General features: G+C 58.5%; 17 protein-coding genes. 8 read left to right on the top strand and 9 right to left on the bottom strand.

Going from position 1 to position 20276, the window contains the following annotated elements:
• Positions 1 to 174 precede the first annotated feature (174 nt).
• Entirely contained in the window at positions 175 to 447 is a 273-nt protein-coding gene (locus tag AB4O01_RS06115) for a DUF1652 domain-containing protein (protein ID WP_038367758.1), read from the top strand.
• Between the two features lie 49 nt (positions 448 to 496).
• Here the strand turns inward: AB4O01_RS06115 and AB4O01_RS06120 are convergent, their stop codons facing one another.
• Positions 497 to 2971 carry a UvrD-helicase domain-containing protein gene (locus tag AB4O01_RS06120; RefSeq protein WP_460091000.1) on the bottom strand — a complete coding sequence of 825 codons (2475 nt, stop codon included), beginning with the start codon at positions 2969 to 2971 and terminating at the stop codon, positions 497 to 499.
• A 277-nt stretch (positions 2972 to 3248) separates the two neighbouring features.
• Here AB4O01_RS06120 and AB4O01_RS06125 point away from each other — a divergent pair, with 277 nt between their 5' ends.
• A complete protein-coding gene (locus tag AB4O01_RS06125) occupies positions 3249 to 3944 on the top strand; it encodes a pirin family protein (RefSeq protein ID WP_093431306.1) in 696 nt (231 codons plus the stop codon).
• A gap of 72 nt (positions 3945 to 4016) precedes the next feature.
• Here the strand turns inward: AB4O01_RS06125 and pgm are convergent, their stop codons facing one another.
• The 4 genes from pgm to AB4O01_RS06145 all read right to left on the bottom strand — a co-directional run bounded on the left by pgm (position 4017) and on the right by AB4O01_RS06145 (position 10252).
• Positions 4017 to 5660: a phosphoglucomutase (alpha-D-glucose-1,6-bisphosphate-dependent) gene (gene pgm, locus AB4O01_RS06130; protein WP_460091002.1), complete on the bottom strand. Its 1644-nt coding sequence runs from the start codon at positions 5658 to 5660 to the stop codon at positions 4017 to 4019.
• Positions 5661 to 5765: 105 nt separating this feature from the next.
• A complete protein-coding gene (locus tag AB4O01_RS06135) occupies positions 5766 to 7166 on the bottom strand; it encodes an aminotransferase-like domain-containing protein (protein WP_460091003.1) in 1401 nt (466 codons plus the stop codon).
• A gap of 49 nt (positions 7167 to 7215) precedes the next feature.
• Positions 7216 to 8682 (bottom strand): hypothetical protein, encoded by a 1467-nt coding sequence (locus AB4O01_RS06140; protein ID WP_460091004.1) that lies wholly within the window; start codon positions 8680 to 8682, stop codon positions 7216 to 7218.
• 547 nt (positions 8683 to 9229) lie between these two features.
• Entirely contained in the window at positions 9230 to 10252 is a 1023-nt protein-coding gene (locus AB4O01_RS06145) for a zinc-dependent alcohol dehydrogenase family protein (RefSeq protein WP_016983050.1), read from the bottom strand.
• 270 nt (positions 10253 to 10522) lie between these two features.
• On the opposite strand from AB4O01_RS06145, the gene AB4O01_RS06150 reads away from it, so the two are divergent.
• The gene (locus AB4O01_RS06150; RefSeq protein WP_093431295.1) at positions 10523 to 11437 is read left to right on the top strand and encodes a LysR family transcriptional regulator; all 915 of its coding nucleotides are present in this window, start codon (positions 10523 to 10525) and stop codon (positions 11435 to 11437) included.
• Between the two features lie 56 nt (positions 11438 to 11493).
• On the opposite strand, the gene AB4O01_RS06155 is transcribed toward AB4O01_RS06150, so the two are convergent.
• Entirely contained in the window at positions 11494 to 12732 is a 1239-nt protein-coding gene (locus AB4O01_RS06155) for an MFS transporter (protein WP_460091005.1), read from the bottom strand.
• A 102-nt stretch (positions 12733 to 12834) separates the two neighbouring features.
• On the opposite strand from AB4O01_RS06155, the gene AB4O01_RS06160 reads away from it, so the two are divergent.
• Complete coding sequence (locus AB4O01_RS06160; protein ID WP_034154185.1) at positions 12835 to 13803, top strand: AraC family transcriptional regulator; 969 nt, start codon at positions 12835 to 12837, stop codon at positions 13801 to 13803.
• Between the two features lie 21 nt (positions 13804 to 13824).
• Here the strand turns inward: AB4O01_RS06160 and AB4O01_RS06165 are convergent, their stop codons facing one another.
• From AB4O01_RS06165 to gcvA, 3 genes are all read right to left on the bottom strand, one after another.
• Positions 13825 to 14586 (bottom strand): SDR family oxidoreductase, encoded by a 762-nt coding sequence (locus AB4O01_RS06165; RefSeq protein WP_034154186.1) that lies wholly within the window; start codon positions 14584 to 14586, stop codon positions 13825 to 13827.
• Between the two features lie 29 nt (positions 14587 to 14615).
• Positions 14616 to 15443, bottom strand: coding sequence for a DMT family transporter (locus AB4O01_RS06170; protein ID WP_034154187.1), 828 nt, complete (start codon positions 15441 to 15443; stop codon positions 14616 to 14618).
• A 74-nt stretch (positions 15444 to 15517) separates the two neighbouring features.
• Positions 15518 to 16423: a transcriptional regulator GcvA gene (gene gcvA / locus AB4O01_RS06175; RefSeq protein ID WP_108224507.1), complete on the bottom strand. Its 906-nt coding sequence runs from the start codon at positions 16421 to 16423 to the stop codon at positions 15518 to 15520.
• 203 nt (positions 16424 to 16626) lie between these two features.
• Between gcvA and hxsD the strand changes: the two genes are divergently transcribed.
• From hxsD to hxsA, 4 genes are read left to right on the top strand one after another with little or no spacing between them, the layout of a single operon-like run.
• A complete protein-coding gene (gene hxsD, locus AB4O01_RS06180; RefSeq protein ID WP_460091006.1) occupies positions 16627 to 16926 on the top strand; it encodes a His-Xaa-Ser system protein HxsD in 300 nt (99 codons plus the stop codon).
• On the top strand, positions 16923 to 18410 hold the full coding sequence (gene hxsB, locus AB4O01_RS06185; protein ID WP_460091007.1) for a His-Xaa-Ser system radical SAM maturase HxsB: 1488 nt from the start codon (positions 16923 to 16925) through the stop codon (positions 18408 to 18410). The genes hxsD and hxsB overlap by 4 nt, the downstream gene beginning before the upstream one ends.
• The gene (gene hxsC / locus AB4O01_RS06190; RefSeq protein WP_460091009.1) at positions 18410 to 19645 is read left to right on the top strand and encodes a His-Xaa-Ser system radical SAM maturase HxsC; all 1236 of its coding nucleotides are present in this window, start codon (positions 18410 to 18412) and stop codon (positions 19643 to 19645) included. Before hxsB ends, hxsC begins: the two co-directional genes overlap by 1 nt.
• Positions 19642 to 20241 carry a His-Xaa-Ser repeat protein HxsA gene (gene hxsA, locus AB4O01_RS06195; RefSeq protein WP_460091011.1) on the top strand — a complete coding sequence of 200 codons (600 nt, stop codon included), beginning with the start codon at positions 19642 to 19644 and terminating at the stop codon, positions 20239 to 20241. The genes hxsC and hxsA overlap by 4 nt, the downstream gene beginning before the upstream one ends.
• Positions 20242 to 20276: the final 35 nt, after the last annotated feature.

The following is a 20276-nucleotide window of genomic DNA, read 5'->3' on the forward strand; positions in this document are numbered from 1 at the left end:
TCGGCCGTGACTTACATCAAAAAATGCGAAGCAATCGCAAAATGAACTGAAAAATCTCACAGGAATTTCACATGCGGATGCTACTTTTAATGTCAGTCACCGGTTGAGCCAATGAAGGCTCTTCCCACCTAACATGAGCAAACGGAAGCGCTCGATGAAGAAGGCGGGCAACATATGAATAAAGGGTCAAGCAAAGTCACGTTTCCCAACGCATGCCAGTTGATGCGCTGGCATTTCCATCCGATGGGTTTCGAGGCAACGATGGACGCACCGGGCAGTATGATCGCCCGACTGTTCGATCGTGCCAGCGGCGAAACCATGATCGCTATCGCCGGGATCCCGTGCGCGACGGTGATGAATGCAGCGGATGTCGAGCGAATCATCGAGGCTGTGGAGGACGAACTGGAAGCGTTCGTTCCTCCTGAGTCTCTCAGGAGTTACGCGTAAGCTTATGATTTAAAACGAAAAGCCCGCAGCGATGCGGGCTTTTTTGTGCTCACGCGGTTTGCTTCGCGGTGCGGTGATCAATGAAGAACGGCTTGCCCTTGGCCACCCGGTCGGACGCCCGGGGCATGTTCACCGCTTGCGCTTCCTGCGGTTCGACATACCAGTAGCAATGGCTGACCGCCCGCGTGATGCCGACATACGCCAGGCGCAGGATTTCGTCTTTTTGCGCCGTGTCGTAGGGCTCGCTGTCGCCCGACTTGCCCAGGCCCGCCATGCGATAGACCTGATTCTTGTAGGGCGAACTGGTCAGATGCTGGCAATCGCCGAGCAGAAACACCGCGTCAGCCTGCAAGCCTTTGGCGCTGTGGTAGGTCAGTTGCTTCAGGCGTCGCGCTTCGTACGGCAAGCTCGAATCAACATTAACTACAGACTGAATATGCTCTTCAATCAATAACTTATCGCTGCTTTTTCGATAAAGCATCAAGATCGAATGACCTTGACGATAATGTTCGGCAAGGCGCTGGCCCAAGGCCTGATCGTCGCGTTCCAGCACGTTGACCGGTTGCAACGGCTTGGGTGCGCCGCTGGCCTTGGCTTTTTTGCCCGGAATCGCCGGCGCCGCGCGAACGATATGTTCAGCGGCATCAATGATGTGCTGGTGACTGCGGTAGTTATCACTGAGCATTACCCGCGTAGTGCTCGGCGACGGGAACTCCTTGTCGAACGCCATGAAATAACTCGGCGAACTGCCGCGCCAACCGTAAATCGACTGCCAGTCATCACCGACGCACAGCAACGACGAACGCTGCGCGCCCCGCCCGACGTGCATGGCCGGGCCACGACTGCGGATTTCCGTCAGACTTGCGCGAATCCACGAGACGATCTGTGGCGAAACGTCCTGAAATTCGTCGATCATCAAGTGCGACAACGGCCTGAGTAACTCGTCGCTCAACAGCTTGAGGTTCTCCGGTGAGTGCTCGCTGAACAGCGCGAACATGCGGTTGTAGGTCATGATCGGCGGTTTCTGATCGAGCAAATGATCTTCAAAGGCGCGCCAGAACAGACTCAAGGCCTCAAAGAAGAAACGATCCGGGTCGTCCTTGGCAAAACTCATGCGACCGACGGCGTCAGGCACATCCAGGCCGAGGTTCTCGATGAAGCCTGCCGCCGCCACAAAACAGTCGAGCAATGGCGCGGAAGCCAGTTCACCTTTGACCTTGTAATCGAAGCCCGGCCCGGCACTGGCATCGCCTGCCAAAGTAGCCAGAACACGTTTTGATGACTCATAACTATCAAGCCAAATCAAAGGCTTACGACAGAAAGCTTGAAACAGGGTGCGCTTGACTGCCCACTCTGCGCGCACGCTGAGCTTGGCGTTTGGCCGACTGACCTGCGGGTTTTCCCGCGGATCGAAACCGAGCACCACCCACGCATCCAGGCTCGGAATATAACCATGACAATGAAATTTCGCGCCGTTGATATCGAAACTCTGCCGATTCGGCTCAATGCCCTTGATCGGCCAGGCACCCGCACGGAACCACAGATCTTCGATGGCGTCGCACAGCTCTTCGTCGCGCCGCGATGCCAGCTCCGTTACCGCGACGCGCTTCTGCACATCCGGGTGATCACGCTCCAGCTCCTTGAGCTGCAAACCGGCGCGGGACAGTGGCTGAATCAAATGTCGAAAACGCTCGTCCTCGTTGAACAAGCGGTGATAGCAGGCGTTGAGTTGCTGACGTTGCGCATCGTTGATGCGCAGGTCGAACGGATTACTGTCGACCTCCTCCTCAGCACCCTGAACTCGATGACTGAGGTTTTCAAAGGCCTGCAAGCGCTCGAAACCCGGCAAGCTGCGCACCATCGGCAGGATGCGCGAGTGGAAGGTGCGCACCAGTTCGCGTGCCTGGCGCAGGTTCAGCGCCTGCCCCCAGAGCGCGAACAGCTCGATCAGTTTGTTGATGAAATCCTTGCGCGACTCGCGGGTGAAGGTCACTACGGTCATCGAATCCAGCTCAAAACCCAGATAGTGGTTGAGCAACAGAATACGCAGAACCAGCGTGGTGGACTTACCCGCGCCCGCGCCGGCAACCACCGAGGTTGACGGGGTTTCGCTGAAAATCATCTTCCATTGTGCGGTACTTGGCTGAGCATGCTCAGGCAACAAACGGGCAACATCGGCCTTCATGCGTTTTTTCAACTCGGCCGTCAACGGCAGGCGCCAATCATCGAACAGATGATTGTCGACGCTGGGCGGGCGATGCTCGGTGTTGCGGCTGTCACGGATCAGCAGCACCTGCCGGCCCTCTTCCAGCCCCTCAAGCTTGCCTTGCTTAAAGCCATATTCGACGCCAGCGGTGTGGCCACTGCGGAAACCATCGGCCTGACCGTGCAACCACGACGCACGGTGCTGCGCGCGCAGTCGGGTCAAACCGTGGCCGAAGAAGCGTGCAGCCAGGCGTTTGAACCATGGCATCTCGGCCAAGGGGCGAAGTTCGGGAGGAAGATCGGGGGTGTGTTGCGCCACGCTGACGGGCTCCAGTGTGTGAGGCTGTTGCGGCTATGGTGTCTGTATTTGCCGCTCAGTTCTAGCGAAATGCTTTCAGGTCATTGGTTTAGGCGATGAACTGAAGGTTGGATGAGATGCTTCACAGCTAATTTCCTATCGAGTACTTCGATTATAACGCCGCACTTTTTACGCTTTTTATCGATTATTGACTGATAGATGATGGCCGTCATAAACCACCGGTCTCGCGTCGGGTGCGCCCTTCACACCTCGCGTCGAACCTTTTGAGGAGACGATCATGCTTGAACTCAGACCCTTCAGCTCGCTGGGCGGCGCCCATCACGGCTGGCTGGATGCCCATCACCACTTTTCGTTCGCCGAGTACTACGACCCGCAGCGCATGAGCTGGGGCAACCTGCGGGTGTGGAACGATGACGTGATCGCAGCCGGCACTGGCTTTCCCCAGCATCCGCATCGCGACATGGAAATCATCACGTATGTCCGTGAAGGTGCGATCACTCACCAGGACAACCTGGGCAACAAGGGCCGCACCGAAGCTGGCGACGTGCAGGTGATGAGCGCGGGTACCGGCATTGCTCACAGCGAATACAACCTGGAAGCCAAGGACACCAAGATCTTCCAGATCTGGATCCTGCCAACGGAAACCGGCGCACCGCCCTCCTGGGGGGCCAAACCGTTCCCGAAAGGCCAGCGCGAAGGTTTTGTCACCTTGGCCAGCGGCAAGGACGGCGACGACCAGAGCCTGCGGATTCGCGCTGATGCGCGATTGGTCGCAGCCAACCTCAAGGCGGGCGAAACTGCCGAATATCATCTGGATGAAGGCCGTCGCGCCTATCTGGTGCCGGCCACTGGCCTGATTGAAGTCAACGGCCTGCGCGCACAAGCTCGAGACGGCGTGGCGGTAGCGCAGGAGCGAGTGCTGAGCGTTACGGCCCTTGAGGACAGCGAAATCGTCTTGGTGGATCTGGCCTGATGGCTTGAATGGCAGACAAAAAAAGGGGCAACCATCACGGTTGCCCCTTTTTTCATGCGCTCGCCAACATCATCAGCAGGCGATTGCGCCATCCACCAGCGCCTGCGCTTCGACGACCAGTTGCTTGAGGTGGTCGTCACCGATGAAGCTTTCGGCGTAGATCTTGTAGATGTCTTCAGTGCCCGACGGACGCGCGGCGAACCAGCCGTTTTCCGTCATCACTTTCAGACCGCCAATCGCCTGATCGTTGCCCGGTGCATGGCTGAGAATGCTCTGGATCTTCTCGCCAGCCAGTTCGGTCGAAGTGACCTGTGCAGGCGACAACTTGCTCAGCAACGCTTTCTGCTCCGGATTGGCCTTGGCGTCGACACGTACCGAGAACGGCTCGCCCAGCTCATCGGTCAATGCCTTGTAGGCCTGGCTCGGATCGCGACCGGTGCGTGCGGTCATTTCAGCGGCGAGCAACGCAGGGATCAGACCGTCCTTGTCGGTGCTCCACACGCCACCGTCCTTGCGCAGGAACGATGCGCCCGCGCTCTCTTCGCCACCGAAGCCGAGTGAGCCATCGAACAGGCCGTCGGCGAACCATTTGAAACCGACCGGAACTTCGTACAGACGACGCCCCAAGCGCTTGGCCACGCGATCGATCAGACCGCTGCTGACCACGGTTTTACCCACGCCGGCATCCGCACGCCACTGCGGGCGGTTCTGGAACAGGTAATCGATCGAAACGGCCAGATAGTTGTTCGGCGCAAGCAGTCCACCGGACGGCGTGACGATACCGTGGCGGTCGTGATCCGGGTCGCAAGCGAAGGCCACGTCGAAACGTTCTTTGAGACCGATCAGGCCTTGCATCGCGTGGCTGGACGACGGGTCCATGCGAATCTGGCCATCCCAGTCGACGGTCATGAAACGGAACGTCGCGTCGACTTCCTTGTTCACCACTTGCAGATCGAGGCGGTAATGCTCGGCAATCGCCGACCAGTAGCGCACCCCTGCTCCACCCAGCGGATCAACGCCCAGACGCAGCTTGGCGTCACGGATGGCGTCGAAGTCGATCACGTTGATCAGGTCGGCGACGTAGGTGTTCACGTAGTCATGACGATGCGTGGTGCTGGCCTTGAGCGCCTGTTCGTAGCTGATGCGCTTCACACCGGCCAGCTTGTTGGCCAGCAACTCATTGGCTTTGGCTTCGATCCACTTGGTGATGTGGGTATCGGCCGGCCCGCCGTTGGTTGGGTTGTACTTGTACCCACCGCTTTGTGGCGGGTTGTGCGACGGCGTGATGACGATGCCGTCCGCCAGGCCCGAAGTACGGCCACGGTTGTAGCACAGAATGGCGTGGGAAATGGCGGGTGTCGGCGTGTACTCATCACCTTCGGCAATCATCACGGTCACACCGTTGGCGGCCAGGACTTCCAGCGCGCTGGCGCCGGCCGGAGTCGACAGTGCGTGGGTGTCGATGCCGACAAACAGCGGCCCGGTGATCCCTTGGGCTTCGCGGTACAGACAGATCGCCTGGCTGATGGCCAGAACGTGCCACTCGTTGAAACTCAAGTCGAACGAGCTGCCCCGGTGCCCGGACGTACCGAACGCCACACGCTGAGTGGAAATCGAGGCGTCGGGCTGTCCAGTGTAGTAAGCCGTCACCAGTCGCGGGATATCGACCAACAATTCTGCCGGTGCCGGTTTGCCCGCAAAAGGACTGAGTGTCATGCAAAACCTCTGAAATAGAGTGGTTCAGGAATAGAGCGCAGTTTACTGGCAGTTTGACCGCAGTGCGATGGGATCTATCCGGGACTCTCCCGATGTTTTTTAACGTTAGTCAGCAGGTGCAAGGCGCAAGGCGTCACCGATTAGCCCGACCACACTGGCCAGGTCATGCTCACCATGGCTCAGCGGGCTCAACCGCAGATGGTGCGCATGCAGGCTTTGCAGGCTGAATAGCTCACCAGGTGCAATAACGATCTGCTGTCTGAGCAATCGCTGGAAGACCTGCGCCATGTTCACTGGTCGCAGCGAATGTACCCACACGGTCGCGCCACCCTCGGGTTCGACAACCTGCATCGCATCGCCAAGACGTTCGCGCAACAATTCGATCAATTGCGTACGACGCTCCTTGAGCATTCGCCGCAGTACCAATAAATGCTGATCCAGTCGGCCTCCCCCCAACAACCTGGCAATGGCTTTCTGGCGAATCGGCGACAACCGAAACGCGCGCAACAGGAAATGCCGCTGCAACTCACTGCGCCAATGACGCGACAGCACATAACCGAAAGGCGCCTCGGCCCCGACGAACTTTTCGAACGTGGAAAACACCACTAAACGATCGGGGTCCAGCCAGTCGCGCATCCGTTGCGTGTCATTGCCTTCATGGAGTTCGCTGTAACAATCGTTTTCCAGCACCCAGGTACCATGAAGTCCAAGCAAATGCGCGACTGCCTGCTGGTTGCTCAGCGGTAGAAGACTGCCCCGGGGCATGCTCAACACTGACGACAAAAGCATCAAACGCACCGTCTCGCTCTTGAGCACCGACTCCAGCCGCTGAAGATCAATCATGCCACCGGGGAGCAACGGCAACTCGATGACCCGTACTTCGGCGGCCTCCAGCAGACGCAGGATCACCCAGTCACAGGGCGATTCGACGACCACGGTCGCCCGACGCAACTCAAGCACGGAAATCAGAATTTCCAATACACCGCGCAGGTCGGCGCCGATATAGACGTCATCCGCACGCCAGTAATTGGCCGTGGATGAGGTGTAGCGGGCGGCCAGCACCGTGCGCAACTCCAGCTCTCCACAAGGTTGCACCAACGCATGTGGCTGACGCGGGTACTGACGCAGCAATTCCCGCTCCAACATCAATAACGGGCTGTCCAGTGGCTGTAGCGAGGCTGGCTCATCGGCGCTCAGCACGCACATGCCCGGGCGCCTGGCATTGACGTAAACGGTTTCCAGCAAATCACTGCCGCTATCCGGCGAATCCATCATGTGCAGCGCTTGCGCGTAGTACCCGGACTTGGCAATTGAATAGACGCGGCCTTCCTTTTCCAGCAGCGAGTAGGCGTACTGGACGGTCGAGATCGACACATTGAGCCGGTCAGACAATTGCCGGAGTGAGGGCAGGCGCACCGCCCCACCGTTCCCCGCCTCATTTATCAGCAGCGTCAGGTATCGATAAACCGCCTGATAAACGAAGTCATTCTCCCTCGACCCCTTCACAACCCCGTATCCGTGGGCATGGGTTCATCTCCAGGCAAGCGGCTCACGATCAACCTTCCGCCGATCGATCAGCGGTCGGCTCGGCCGCCGCCTCAACCGCACCGACACTCTGCGCGGCCGATTCTCCCGGCGCAGACATACGAACCGGCCCCATTGCATACAAACGCACAATCAACCTGACCGGCAGCCCACTGACATCCGTCATCCATTTCATCACCTGTTCCGGCGCATGCAGGCCCTGCATCGCCCGGTGCAGATCCGGCAATGCCACCAACATGCCGGGGTGACAATTACGCAAGAATCGCTCAAGTCCGGCCCCCGCGTTAATGAACGGTGAAAACAACAGGCACGTCAGCTGGATTTCATTCAGTTCAAAACTGGCCAGCAGAGAGCTTTCCGCCTGGGCGCGCAGATTCCCGGGCTCCTGCAAATTGTCGAAGCTGGCCAGCAACTGTTCGCATACCGGTTCAGGGACCTGTTTTTGCCGCATCGTTATCAGGCTGCGTTTGAGGTAATCACCGACGCCGTCCTCATAGTTCCGCTCCTCGATGAGTTGCGCCTGCAAACCTCGTAAATGTGCAGCCACCTTAGGCTCTACGTGTTCGTCATCACCTTGATAAAGCGTCAGATCGTCAACCTGAAACCCCAGAAAATCACTCAACAAAGGCCAGCGTTCTTCGAGTTTGCCTACAATCATGTCGTTGATACTGATAAAGCTGGTACGCCGACAGGCCTCGAATTGACCCTCCGGACGCCACGCCACCCGCTCCTCTTCGGGATAAAACTCACGGTAATAATCACCGCCCAGCCCGTCGAGCAGCGTAAACAGCATTTCAAAACTGCAAGAACTCACCGGTGGCGCGGCAATCTCAGCCTTCTGCGCGGCACGCCCCAGCCCTTCGAGGAAGTGGCTCTGTCGACGCGGGGACTCACTGCCGACCATGGCATCGACGCCATTGTTCCAGCGGGCCACCTGACCATAGAACTCGGCAGTTGCCAGATAAGCGTCATCCCATAGCTCAAGCGGTTCGTTCCAGGTTCGACGATGCCCGATCAGCAGCAGGTTGATACGGTTGGCCTCGCGACCGGCTTCGCTTATGGGTAGCTGGTGATCAAACGGCAATACCTCGCGGTGGTCGACCATCACCAGCTCTACCCGGGGATCGTCATACAGGAACAGTGCGCTGTAGCTGCGATGCATGTTTTGCAGGGACACCTGGCTGCTGCCGTTCCAGCGCAGGTTGGCCACCCGCAACTGAAAGGTCGCGGGTGAACGGCCAGCGATGGTCAACTGCGCCGCCCGCAATAACGCCAGCGTGTAACAACTGTCGCGCGACCCTGACTGGTTCACCAGCACCTTGAAATGACCGATGTTCTCCATGCCGCCGGCGGCCACTGCCAGTCGCTGGATCAGCAGTTGCAGCGCCGTGCGCTCTGCACGCGAGAAGAAACTCAGCAAACGTTGCAATACTTGCTGGTAGACATAGTTCATTGCCTGATCATGGATCGTGCTCATCGGTATTTACCCGGTATAAAAAGTTTCATGCCGCGCAGACTGACACATCAGCCCAGCGACAATTGATCAATAAGTAATAGACGCTCAGATGCTAACACTTACAAGTTTGAAGTTATTTGAAACACTTGAACTGACAAAGCGCCTTCCGCCGCTCAAAAACGGTCTCAAACCTCTGTAATTACTGGGATATTTTTTTCGGAGCGCAGTCCTAGGAAATTTCCCACAGGGTCCCACGCCAAGTGAGTACAAGAAAAAGAGAAGCAGTTTCCGAATAGCCCTACAACAATTAAACAAAAGTTGCCGCGATCAACGGTTTTCGACGCGTTATATCGAACAGGGCAAATTGAATGCACAGACATGGCTCATTCCTTGAGATGAAAGTAATCATTCAATTATCAGGGCTTATATTGTGATTAGAAGATACAGATAGAGAGCAAAAACCAGTTCAGTTGCTGAACGGACCCGGGCATAGCGCCAGAGAGCTCGGTTTTCAGGGGAGGATAAACGCACAAGAGTCCGTGGGGCCACGGACTCTGATTAAAGGGGCTTACGCCGGTTCTACCTGCAGAGCGACCCGTTCGCGGCATGGGCATTCGTCCATGTAACGATGCGCTTCGACGAACTCGTTGAACGGAAATACACGCGTCTTGAGCGGCAGCAGCACGCGGTCAGCGGTCAACTGGTTGATGTCACGCAAGGCACGTTGCAAGGCGACGTGATCCTGAGTGATGCCCAATTCCGGCTTGCCGGTGAAGTTGCCGATGCAGTGCACAAAGAACTGGATGTTCTTCTGGAACGCTGCGCAGGCCGGGAACGGCGTCTGGTTGCCGCCTTGCAAACCGTACAACACCAGGCTGCCACGTGGCGCCAGCACATCGCCCAACAGCGACATCTGCGGGCCGCCGAGACCGTCGAACACCACGTCGACACCACGGTTGTCGGTGATCTTGTTGATTCGCATCAACAGATCTTCCTCTTCGGTGACGATGACCTTCTCAGCGCCCAGCGACAGCAAGTACTCGCGCTCCTCGGCTTCCTTGGTCGCGGCAATCACCCGTACGCCCATCGCCTTGCCCAACTGGACAAACGAAGGACCGGCGCAATGGCTGGCGTCAGTGACCAGCGCGAACTGCCCCGGCTTGACCCGCGCCAGATCGGCGTAGGCAAAGTAGGCGATCAGCAGCGGCGTGTAGTGCACGCTGGCCTCGATCGGGCTGAGTACATCCGGATAACGGGTCAGCGCAGTACGCGGCAGCACGATCGATTCGCCGTAGACCGGGTAGTCGTTCGCACTCTCAGCCGGAAAGCTGGCGACCTTGTCACCCACTGCCAGATCATCGACACCGTCGCCGACAGCGGTGATCACACCGGCCATCTCGTGACCAAGACCCGCAGGCAGTCGCGCCTGAGATGAGGCCAGATTCTGACGCCAAAGGGTGTCATACCAGCTGATGCCGATCGCCTCGACACGCACCTGCACTTCGCCAGGACCTGGCTGAGCGGCCGCATGCTCTTCGCATTTGAGCACCTCGGCCGGACCAAACTTGTGAAAACGGATCGTGCGGGACATCGCAAACCTCGTCAAAGTAACCTCTAATGCCCTGAACTCTATCTGGGCTTTTGACCCAAGACTATCAGTGGCTATTAATAGTCGACATGCCTGTCATTGATTCCGCACCAGGGGCGGCATTGGCAAAATCCATGAAAAAACTGCTGCCAACGTCTCACTCAAGCTGAATTTTCCGGTGCAGAGTACCAGCCTTTCCCCGTAAGATTCATGCCGGCCATTGTTCTCATATGGCCGCTCTCGTCAAGCTTGATGACTCTGCCAGGACTCCAGATGAATCGTAATGACCTGCGTCGTGTCGACCTGAACCTGTTGATCGTATTCGAAACATTGATGCACGAACGCAGTGTGACCCGGGCGGCAGAAAAGCTCTTTCTCGGTCAGCCAGCAATCAGTGCGGCCCTTTCGCGCCTGCGCAGCCTGTTCGATGACCCGCTATTTGTACGCACCGGGCGCAGCATGGAACCGTCCGCCCGCGCGGTGGAAATCTTCGCCCTGCTCTCGCCGGCCCTCGATTCGATTTCGACCGCCGTCAGCCGTGCGGCCGAATTCGACCCGGCGACCAGCACCTCGGTATTTCGCATTGGCCTGTCCGACGACGTCGAATTCGCCCTGCTGCCAATGCTGCTCAAACGCCTGCGCGCGGAAGCACCGGGAATCGTGCTGGTGATCCGTCGCGTCAATTACATATTGATGCCGGGCCTGTTGGCCTCCGGCGAGATATCCATTGGCGTCAGCTACACCACAGACCTGCCGGCCAACGCCAAGCGCAAGGTCCTGCGCCGCAGCGCGCCAAAATTGCTGCGCGCCGATACCGTGCCGGGGCCGTTGAGCCTGGACGACTATTGCGCGCGTCCGCATGCGCTGGTGTCGTTTGCTGGCGATCTCAGTGGCTTTATTGATGAAGAGCTGGAGAAACTGGGGCGCAAGCGGCATGTGGTGCTAGCGGTGCCGCAGTTCAATGGTTTGAGTACGTTGCTGGCGGGCACCGACATCGTGGCGACCGTACCGGATTACACGGCGGATGCGCTGACGGCGGCTGGTGGGGTTCGGGCGGAAGATCCGCCGTTGCCGACGCGCACGTTTGAACTGCATATGGCGTGGCGTGGATCGCAGGATAATGATCCGGGTGAGCGGTGGTTGCGGTCGCGGATTCAGATGTTTTTTGGAGATCCGGATAGTCTCTAGGGGGCGTCGGGCAGGTAGTTCATTTGATCCTTTTCGCCCCATGGAGCGCCATTCACTCAGTGGATTGCTCGAACACCATGAACAGAAGGGACGCGGACACGCAGCGCAATCAGCAACGCGGCCAGTAGCATCAGCACGGCTGCCGCTACGAATACGCCTGCGCTGCCACCGAGGCTGAACATTGCACCGCCAGCGGCGGCGCCAGTGGCGATGGCTGACTGCACAGAGGCCACTACCATGCCTCCGGCGCTTTCCGCCTGATCAGGTACCGCGCTGGCGACCCAGTTCGACCACGCCACCGGCACACCACCAAAGGCCATGCCCCAGACCGCCAGCAGTAGCGCCTGCCCCGGCACCGAGGCCGGCAACAGCACCAACGCCAGTGCTGCAACGCCGACCAGCGCGGGCATCAGTACCAGAGTGGCCAGCGGGTGACGTTCCAGCAGCCTGCCGGCCAACAGCGTGCCGACGAAGTTCGCCACGCCGAACCCCAGCAGCATCAGTGACAGCCCTTGCGCGCCGATGCCGGTAGTCCCTTCAAGGAATGGCCGAACATAGGTGAACATGGCGAAGTGGCCGCTGTGCACCAGCACACAACCGAACATCCCCATGGCGATGCCTGGGCGCTGCAACACCTCGATTACGGTGCGCAGACGTGCCGGCCGTCGCGGCGCAAGACGCGGCAGAGTGAACGACTGGAAAGCCAGGGTCACCATGCCTACCGCCGCCGCAGCAAAGAATGCGCTGCGCCAGCCATACAGCCCACCCAGATAGCTGCCCAGCGGCACTGCCACGACCGTGCCGATGGCGATGCCGCTGAAAATGATCGACAGCGCCCGGGGCAACAAAGCGCTCGGCACCAAACGCATCGCTACCGCCGCCGCCATGCTCCAGAACCCGCCAAGGGCAATGCCCAGCAAGATGCGCATCACTAACAGCACCGCGAAGCTGGAGGAAACGGCGACCAACAGATTGGAGGCGACCATCAACGTGGAAAAACCCAGCAACACCCAACGTCGGTCGATGCCGCGGGTCAGGCCTGGCACCAACAAGCCGGCGAACAGCGCCACCACGGCGGTTACCGTTACCGCCTGGCCAGCCAGCGCTTCGGACACTCCCAGGTCGGTAGACATCAGCGTCAATAAACTGGCCGGAAGGTACTCAGCGGTCAGTAATCCGAACACACCCATTGCCAAAGAAAATACTGCCATCCACGCGGGGGTTGCAGGTTCTACGTTCGCGCCGCCGCCGCCGCAATGGCGGTCGGATACGGTGTTACATACACAGTCAGTCATTGCACGGTTCTCTCAATCTTCATTAAGAGCCGAAGTCTAGGCGCCGAAACCCGGATGATCTATGATCCAAAGTCTCCACTTTTTGATCAAAACACCTGAACGATGCCTGTAGATCAGTTTGCTCTTTCCTCAGACCTCATCAACGAACTGTTGCGCGGCATGCGCCTGCGTGGTGTTGAATACCGGCGCATCCAGACGGGTCCAGCTTTCGGTTTGGGCTTTGCGGAAAAACCTGGGCACGCCTGGTTCCACTTCATGGCCGTCGGCAATGCGGTACTGCGGATGGAGGACGGCAGCACCTACGCGCTGTCTGCCGGCAACGCCGTGTTTATTTCCCATGGCGCGGCCCATCAACTGTTTTCCCATCAGGGCGCGCCTGTCCAGGACATCGATCGTCTAGACGGTGCGCCCTTGGGTGAAACCGTCAGCGCGGTGGATACCGGAACCGATGCCAGCGCCACTCCGAGCACTATTCTGTTCAGTGCTTGTATGGAGTTTGAACTGGGCAGTATCCATGGCCTTGGCCGGCTGATGCCGGGACTGATGCTGATTGATGCCGGCGGCCAGCGTTACCCCGGCCTGGTGCCGATCCTGACTACCATGGAACGTGAGGTCAGCGCCGCACGCGTCGGCTACGCCGGTATCCTCGCGCGTTTGGCCGACGTGGTGGCGGCCATGGTCGTTCGCGGCTGGGTCGAGTGCGCCTGCGGCAATGCCTCTGGCCTGGTCGCCGCCTTGCGCGACCCCCGCTTGGCCGGTGCACTGCTTGCGCTCCATCAACAACCGGGCCGCGACTGGACTGTTGCGCAGTTGGCAGAGCACTGCAACACCTCACGCTCGGTCTTCGCGGACCGTTTCCAGGCGACGATTGGCATGGCCCCGCTACGCTATGTCACCGAACTGCGGATGCGGCTTGCGAGCCAGTGGCTGACCCTCGAAAGGCTACCGATTGAAGAGGTAGCGCAACGTTTGGGCTATACCTCCCAGGCCGCTTTCAGTCGTGCATTCAAGCGCATTACGGGCAAGACACCTGGATTGAGTCGCAAGGTGAGGCAAGCCGAATGCAGCTAGTCGATGATCCCTGCCACCGACTCATTTACCTCCCGTTACATCGAGGAATGTACCGGTAACGAATGATGCCTCCGCGCTCGCCAACCATAGAATCGCGCGTGCCACTTCCTCAGGCTGTCCGCCCCGCCCCATCGGGATCGAGTCCTTGACACGATCGACCCGCCCCGGCTCACCGCCACTGGCATGCATTTCGGTATAGATATGTCCGGGGCGAATACAGTTAACGCGTATGCCTTCCCGTGCCACCTCCTTTGCAAAGCCAATGGTGAACGTCTCCAACGCGCCCTTTGATGCCGCATAGTCGACGTACTCATTGGGGCTGCCGAGGCGCGCCGAAGCCGAAGAGACATTGATCACCACACCGCCCGGGCCGTTGTGACGGTAAGACATACGCTTCACCGCCTGTTGGGCACAGAGTATTGGCCCAATGGCATTGACCGCAAAGATGCGCTGCATCCGCTCGAAGCCGAGGTCCTCGAGGCGAGACTGAGGCGCCAGCATCCCGGCGTTATTGACCAGTACGTCGATGCGTCCGAAGGTGCGGTCGATGGCCGCGAACAAATCGGCCACCTGTTGCGGATCCGCACTGTCGGCCCGCATCGTCAACGCCCGGCGCCCCAATGCTTCTACATCCGCAGCCACGGCCAGCGCTGCGGACTCGTTGGCAACGTAGCTGATAGCGACGTCATAACCTCTTTCGGCGGCCAGCCGCGCGGTGGCAGCCCCCACTCCACGACTTCCACCCGTGATTAGAATCAGCGGTGTCTGCGAGACGTTGACCATGAAATAAAGCTCCTGAGCCGCGGGCTGTATCAGCCGATGATGAGGGTGCCGCTGGCGATCACTACGCATGCCAGTATCCGGCGCGCGGTGAGCGTCTCGCCGAGAAACACATAGCCGATCAACGCCGCAAACAGCACGCTGGTTTCGCGCAATGCCGATACCGCGCCCAGCGGCGCTTCGTTCATGGCGTAGATGACCATTCCGTACGCGAGCAAAGAGACCAGCCCGCCGACCAACGCGGTCACTGTTCCGCGCCGGACGCAGAACAAGCTGCGGGCATCGCGTAGGCCGATGTAGACCACCGGCATCAGCACGCCCCACAGGGCGCACATCCAAACCGTGTAGGCAAGCGGCGCGCCGGAGAGTCTGGCGCCGATACCGTCGACCACGCTGTAGGCCGCGATAAAACCGCCCGTACCCAGCGCATAAGGCAGGCTGGGAACCGACAGACTGCGCCCTCTGAAAGCCAGCGACATAATCCCGCCTGACACCAGCGCAATACCGAGTAACACGTCAGGCGTGATGCTTTCTCCGGCAAACACGGCGGCCCCCAAAGTGATCAGCACCGGCGACGATCCACGAGAAATCGGATAGGTCTGCCCCAGGTCGCCGACCCGGTAACTGCGCACCAGAAACAGGTTGTAGCCGACATGCAGCAACCCCGACAGCACCGCGTAGCCCCAGCTCTCAATCGCGGGGGGCACCATGAACACTGCGGCGATAACACTGGTGATCGCGATGGCAATGCACATTACTGTCATCGACCACAGCCGATCGGCGCCGCTACGCAGCAGCGCATTCCAGCTGGCATGCAGGAGCGCGGCGAAAAGCACGAGGAAGATGATATGGATAGGCATGCGCCACTTTAGGCAATGCGGCGCCGGGATTAAAACGAAGTCTCCTCATCGCAGCATGAACGAATGCTCATGATTCACTCATCCAATCCTTGGACTTTCAGTGCCTCGCTGACCAACCATTGGCGAAAGCTGGCGATGTGCGGTTGTGATTCGATGCCCTTGGGGCAGACGAAGTAGTACGCCAGCGGTGATGGGAATGGCACATCAAACAGTCGCACCAAACGGCCATCGCTGATTTCGTTCTCGACATGCCCGCTGCGCACCAATGCAACGCCCTGGCCAAGCAAGGCTGCCTCGACCGTCATGTTGGTATCGCCAAATCTGACGCTCTCCTTGAGCGGCAAATAGGCCAGCCCGACGGCTTGAAACCATACCTCCCATTTTGGTACCAGTTCGGCACCATCGCGCGTGAGCAGCGGGAAATGCAACAGTTCTGCGGGGCTCTGCGGAGTCCCGACGCGTCGCAACAGTTCGGGGCTGGCCACAGGAAATACCTGCTCCCCAAACAGGAACTCAGAATGCAGACCGGGGTAGTCGCCCTTGCCAAGCCTGATGGCAACATCAGCCTGGCTGTGAGAGAAGTGGATTATTTTATCCGTAGTGTCCAGCGCGACCAGCAGCTCGGGGTGCTGACGAGCCAGACGCGGCAAGCGTGGCAGCAGCCATTTGAGCGCGAAGGAATAGGTGGTGCTGACGCTGAGTCGAACTCTGTCTTTTTGCTCGCGCAAATCGCCCAAAGTCGCCTCCAGGCTGATGAAAAATTCCCGCACGATGGGCGCCAGCGCAGCCCCCGCTGCCGTGAGGCGTAACGCCTTGCCACGTTCAAACAACTGCACTCCCCAAAGGGCCTCAAGATGCTTGAGCTGATGACTGACCGCGCTTTGAGTCACATGCAGCTCTTGTGCGGCCGAAGTAAAGGTCAAGTGCCGGGTGGCAGCTTCAAATGCGCGCAAGGTCGCGGTGGGTGGCAGGTCTCTCATAAGAGCAGTATCCAGCGAGTTATTAAAAAGGTGCATACATGAACGCTAGCTCATGATGCCGATAAACTCACTCGAAACATCACTTTGGGGGCCACACAACGGCGAAAGCCTAGAAGAAGAAAATGTAAAAAATGATGATGGCATAACGCCTCAGCAACCGGCAAAATCCCCACGCCCCCAAAGGATTTGAAGGACCGGTTCCGATGACATGGCCAGTCACGCTGAAACTCGACAGCACAGCCTACCCGCTCAACGTGGTGCAACGCGCTGCTTATTCCCTGGCCGACACTGTCGCGATCCAGGTCGCTATTGAAGCCAATAAGATAAACCTCACGGCCCACCCCGCTGAAGTAACGCTAACGCTTTCCCCCGAGCAGGCTCACTCGCTGATCCTCCAGCATCTGAACGACTTCGCGCTACGCGACCATATCAACCGCGAAACAGCTGGATTGCGCGAAATCCTGGCCCGTGCCGCGCTCGCTGGGTGTGGGATTTCGCAATGACACTGATTGCGACAGACGCCAGGCACTACCGCTTGCTGCCTTTTCGATTCATGCGCATGAACACGGGACATGACCGTGACATCCTGCTCACCTCCGATACCGGTGAGTACATGCACGTGAACGACGCGCAATTACGAGCCCTGAGTTACTTCGACGTTCAAGCAAGTACGCCTTTTTACAAGGACCTGCTGGCCCGCCACTTCATCTACGAACCAGGCCGCCATGACCCGCTCCCGGAAATGGCCGCGCAGTATCGCAGCCGCAAGGACTTCATCTTCCAGGGCCCCGCACTGCACTTGTTCGTGGTGACATTGCGTTGCAACCATACCTGCCAGTACTGCCAGGTGTCGCGGGCCCCGCTGGGAGGATCCGGCCACGACCTTTGCGAAGCGGATGCACTGGCTGCGGCCGATCGCCTGTTCGAATCGAACGCTCCTGCTCTGACTGTGGAGTTTCAGGGTGGCGAGCCGCTTCTGGCCTTCGAGCGCGTCCGTCAGATTGTCGAATGGATCGTTGAACGGAACGTGGTCGAACAACGGGATATCCAGTTCGTCATCACTACCACGCTGCACCACCTGACGGAGGAAATTCTCGACTTCGCAGAACAACATCGAGTCCAGTTTTCGACCTCACTCGATGGGCCAGCACCCTTGCATAATGCCAACCGCCCTACACCGTCACGAGACTCCTACGAACGCACTGTAAAAGGCATTCAGTGGGTCCGTGAACGCCTTGGCCATGATGCAGTTTCCGCGCTGACCACGCTGACTTCAAGAAGCCTCGAACAGCCTGAAGCGATCATCGATGAGTATGTAAGTCAGGGCTTCTCCAGCATCTCGCTTCGGCCTCTGAGCCCCTATGGATTTGCCACCAAGAGTGCTCATCGACTTGATTACCCTATTGAGCGATACCTAGCCTTCTACAAGAAGGCTCTGGCCTATTTACTGCAAATCAACCAACAGGGCGTCTACCTCTCAGAGAGTTATACGAGCTTGTTGCTGAAGAACATCCTGACACCCTTTTCCTCCGGCTATGTAGACCTGCGCTCCCCTGCTGGCGCTGGCACTGCGGCGCTGGTTTATAACTATGACGGTTATGTCTATCCCTCGGACGAAGCTCGAATGTTGCTGGAGATGGGTGAAGACGGCTTGAGACTCGGCACCGTGCAGCAACCCTTGTCTGAACTACTCACATCGCCCGTTATGAATGCGCTGCTCGCCAGTGGTGTAGCAGAGGCGCTGCCGGGTTGCTCCGACTGCGCACTTGTCCCGTACTGTGGTGCTGACCCCATCGAACACTATGCCCGCCAGGCTGACCCGATCGGACACCGAGTGTTCAGCAGCTTCTGCAAGAAGAACATGGGGCTACTGAAGCATCTCTTCGGCTTGCTCCGCGATGGCGACGACAACGTGCAGAGAGTGCTGCTGTCCTGGTTGAACAGGCGCTCTTACAACGATGTCCGATTTCCGGGTTACAGGGGTTGATGGCGATGCTGCGCAAAGACACCCACTTCGAAATCCATCACCTGAATGAGCCGAAACTGCTCAAGGTCATCACTCTGGAGGAGTTCATCGAACAAGGCCTGGCGGTTTGTGCCGGAAACGCTGAGTTCGCTGACCTGCTGCTTTGGCTGCCAAACGAAGAACGGCTACGAAGCCCGCATCTACTCTCATTACCAGTGGCTGGATTTCTGACACCGGAGCCTTTGATCGGAGACTTCGACAGCACGCGGCCACACCTGCACACCCCCAAAGACAATGATGTCGTGCAGCCCGGCGATGTCATTGCCGTCACACCAGGCAACGCGTTGGTGCGAGTGCTCTATCGACGAGGTTCAGACAGTAACCTGCTGTTCATGACCGATCGTTGCAACAGCCTCTGCCTGATGTGCTCGCAGCCGCCCAAAGATATCGATGACCGTTGGCACATCGAGGAGAACCTACGGCTGATCGACCTGATGGACCCGGGCGAAGAAAACCTGGGAATCAGTGGCGGAGAACCCACGCTTTATCGCGATGGCCTGCTCGAAATCCTGGCCAAGTGCAAAGCCGTTTTGCCACAAAAATCCATCCATGTACTCAGCAACGGGCGCCTGTTCCAAGACCCGAGCTGGATCGCAGCGCTCTCTACCATCGGCCACCCTCAGTTGAGCTGGGGTATCCCGCTGTATGCCGACAACGCCGAAGACCATGACCATGTGGTGCAAGCGCCAGGTGCTTTCAGCGAAACCCTGCGAGGTCTTTACAACCTGGCCCGCGCGAACCAGATCATCGAGATACGCGTAGTGCTCAATCGTCTGACCACGCCACGTTTGCCCGAGCTCGCCCATTACGTGTTCAGGAACCTGCCCTTCGTGCGACATGTTGCCCTGATGGGTATCGAAAGCACCGGCCTGGCCAGGAAGCATTACGAAGAACTGTGGATTGACCCGCTGGACTATCAGCAGTCGTTGAGCCAGACCGTGTACTTCCTGTTCAACCGCGGAGTGCCGGTTTCGATCTACAACTTGCCCCTGTGTCTGATCCCGGCCCACCTCTCGCGTTTCGCCCGCCAGAGCATCTCCGACTGGAAGAACCTTTTCATCGATACCTGCCAGCAATGCGCTGCCGTCAAACATTGCTCTGGCTTCTTCAAATCCCACACCGATCGCTGGCAAAGCCGCGGCGTACAACAACTATCGACCGAGGCCTTTAGCGCCTATGCAAGGAGTGCACAGTGAAATTGCTCGACCGCTGGAAAGTCATGATCGGGGGGATCAGTCTGCTGCCAATGGCAGGTAGTACCCTGGCGCAGGTGGGCCATCTGCCGCTCGCCGATGCGAACTGGCTAACCCACGACAAGCTACAGCCTCCGGTATTTGCCGATACGCTCAATGCGCCAGACACCGTCAACATTTATGCGGCACATCGCTCGCACAGTTCACACCGCTCCCACAGTTCGCACTACAGCGGTTCGGGTGGCTATAGCGCTCCTCGCTACTATAGCCCACCCGCTACCAGTACCCGGAGCTACAGCACGCCAAGTACTTCGAGCAGCACCTCAAACAGCAATAGCTTTTATCAGTCGTCCGGCACTACCAGCGGGACAAGCTCGAACACTTCAAAGAACCGCGCGACCAATGAGCAGAAAAGCAATCTGATCACCCGTGTGCAGACCGCACTGATGGTGCGCCAGTATTACCAAGGCACCATTGATGGAGTGATGGGCAAGGCGACACGTGGTGCGTTGATGGCATTTCAGATGGACAGTGGGCTGACCGTGAATGGCCGGATGGATACGCCATCGTTGAATGCTTTGGGTATCAAGATTCCATAGTCGCTTCAGGTTAAAGCTGCGCTTACTGATGAGCA

It is taken from the genome of Pseudomonas sp. S2_E02, assembly GCF_054668355.1.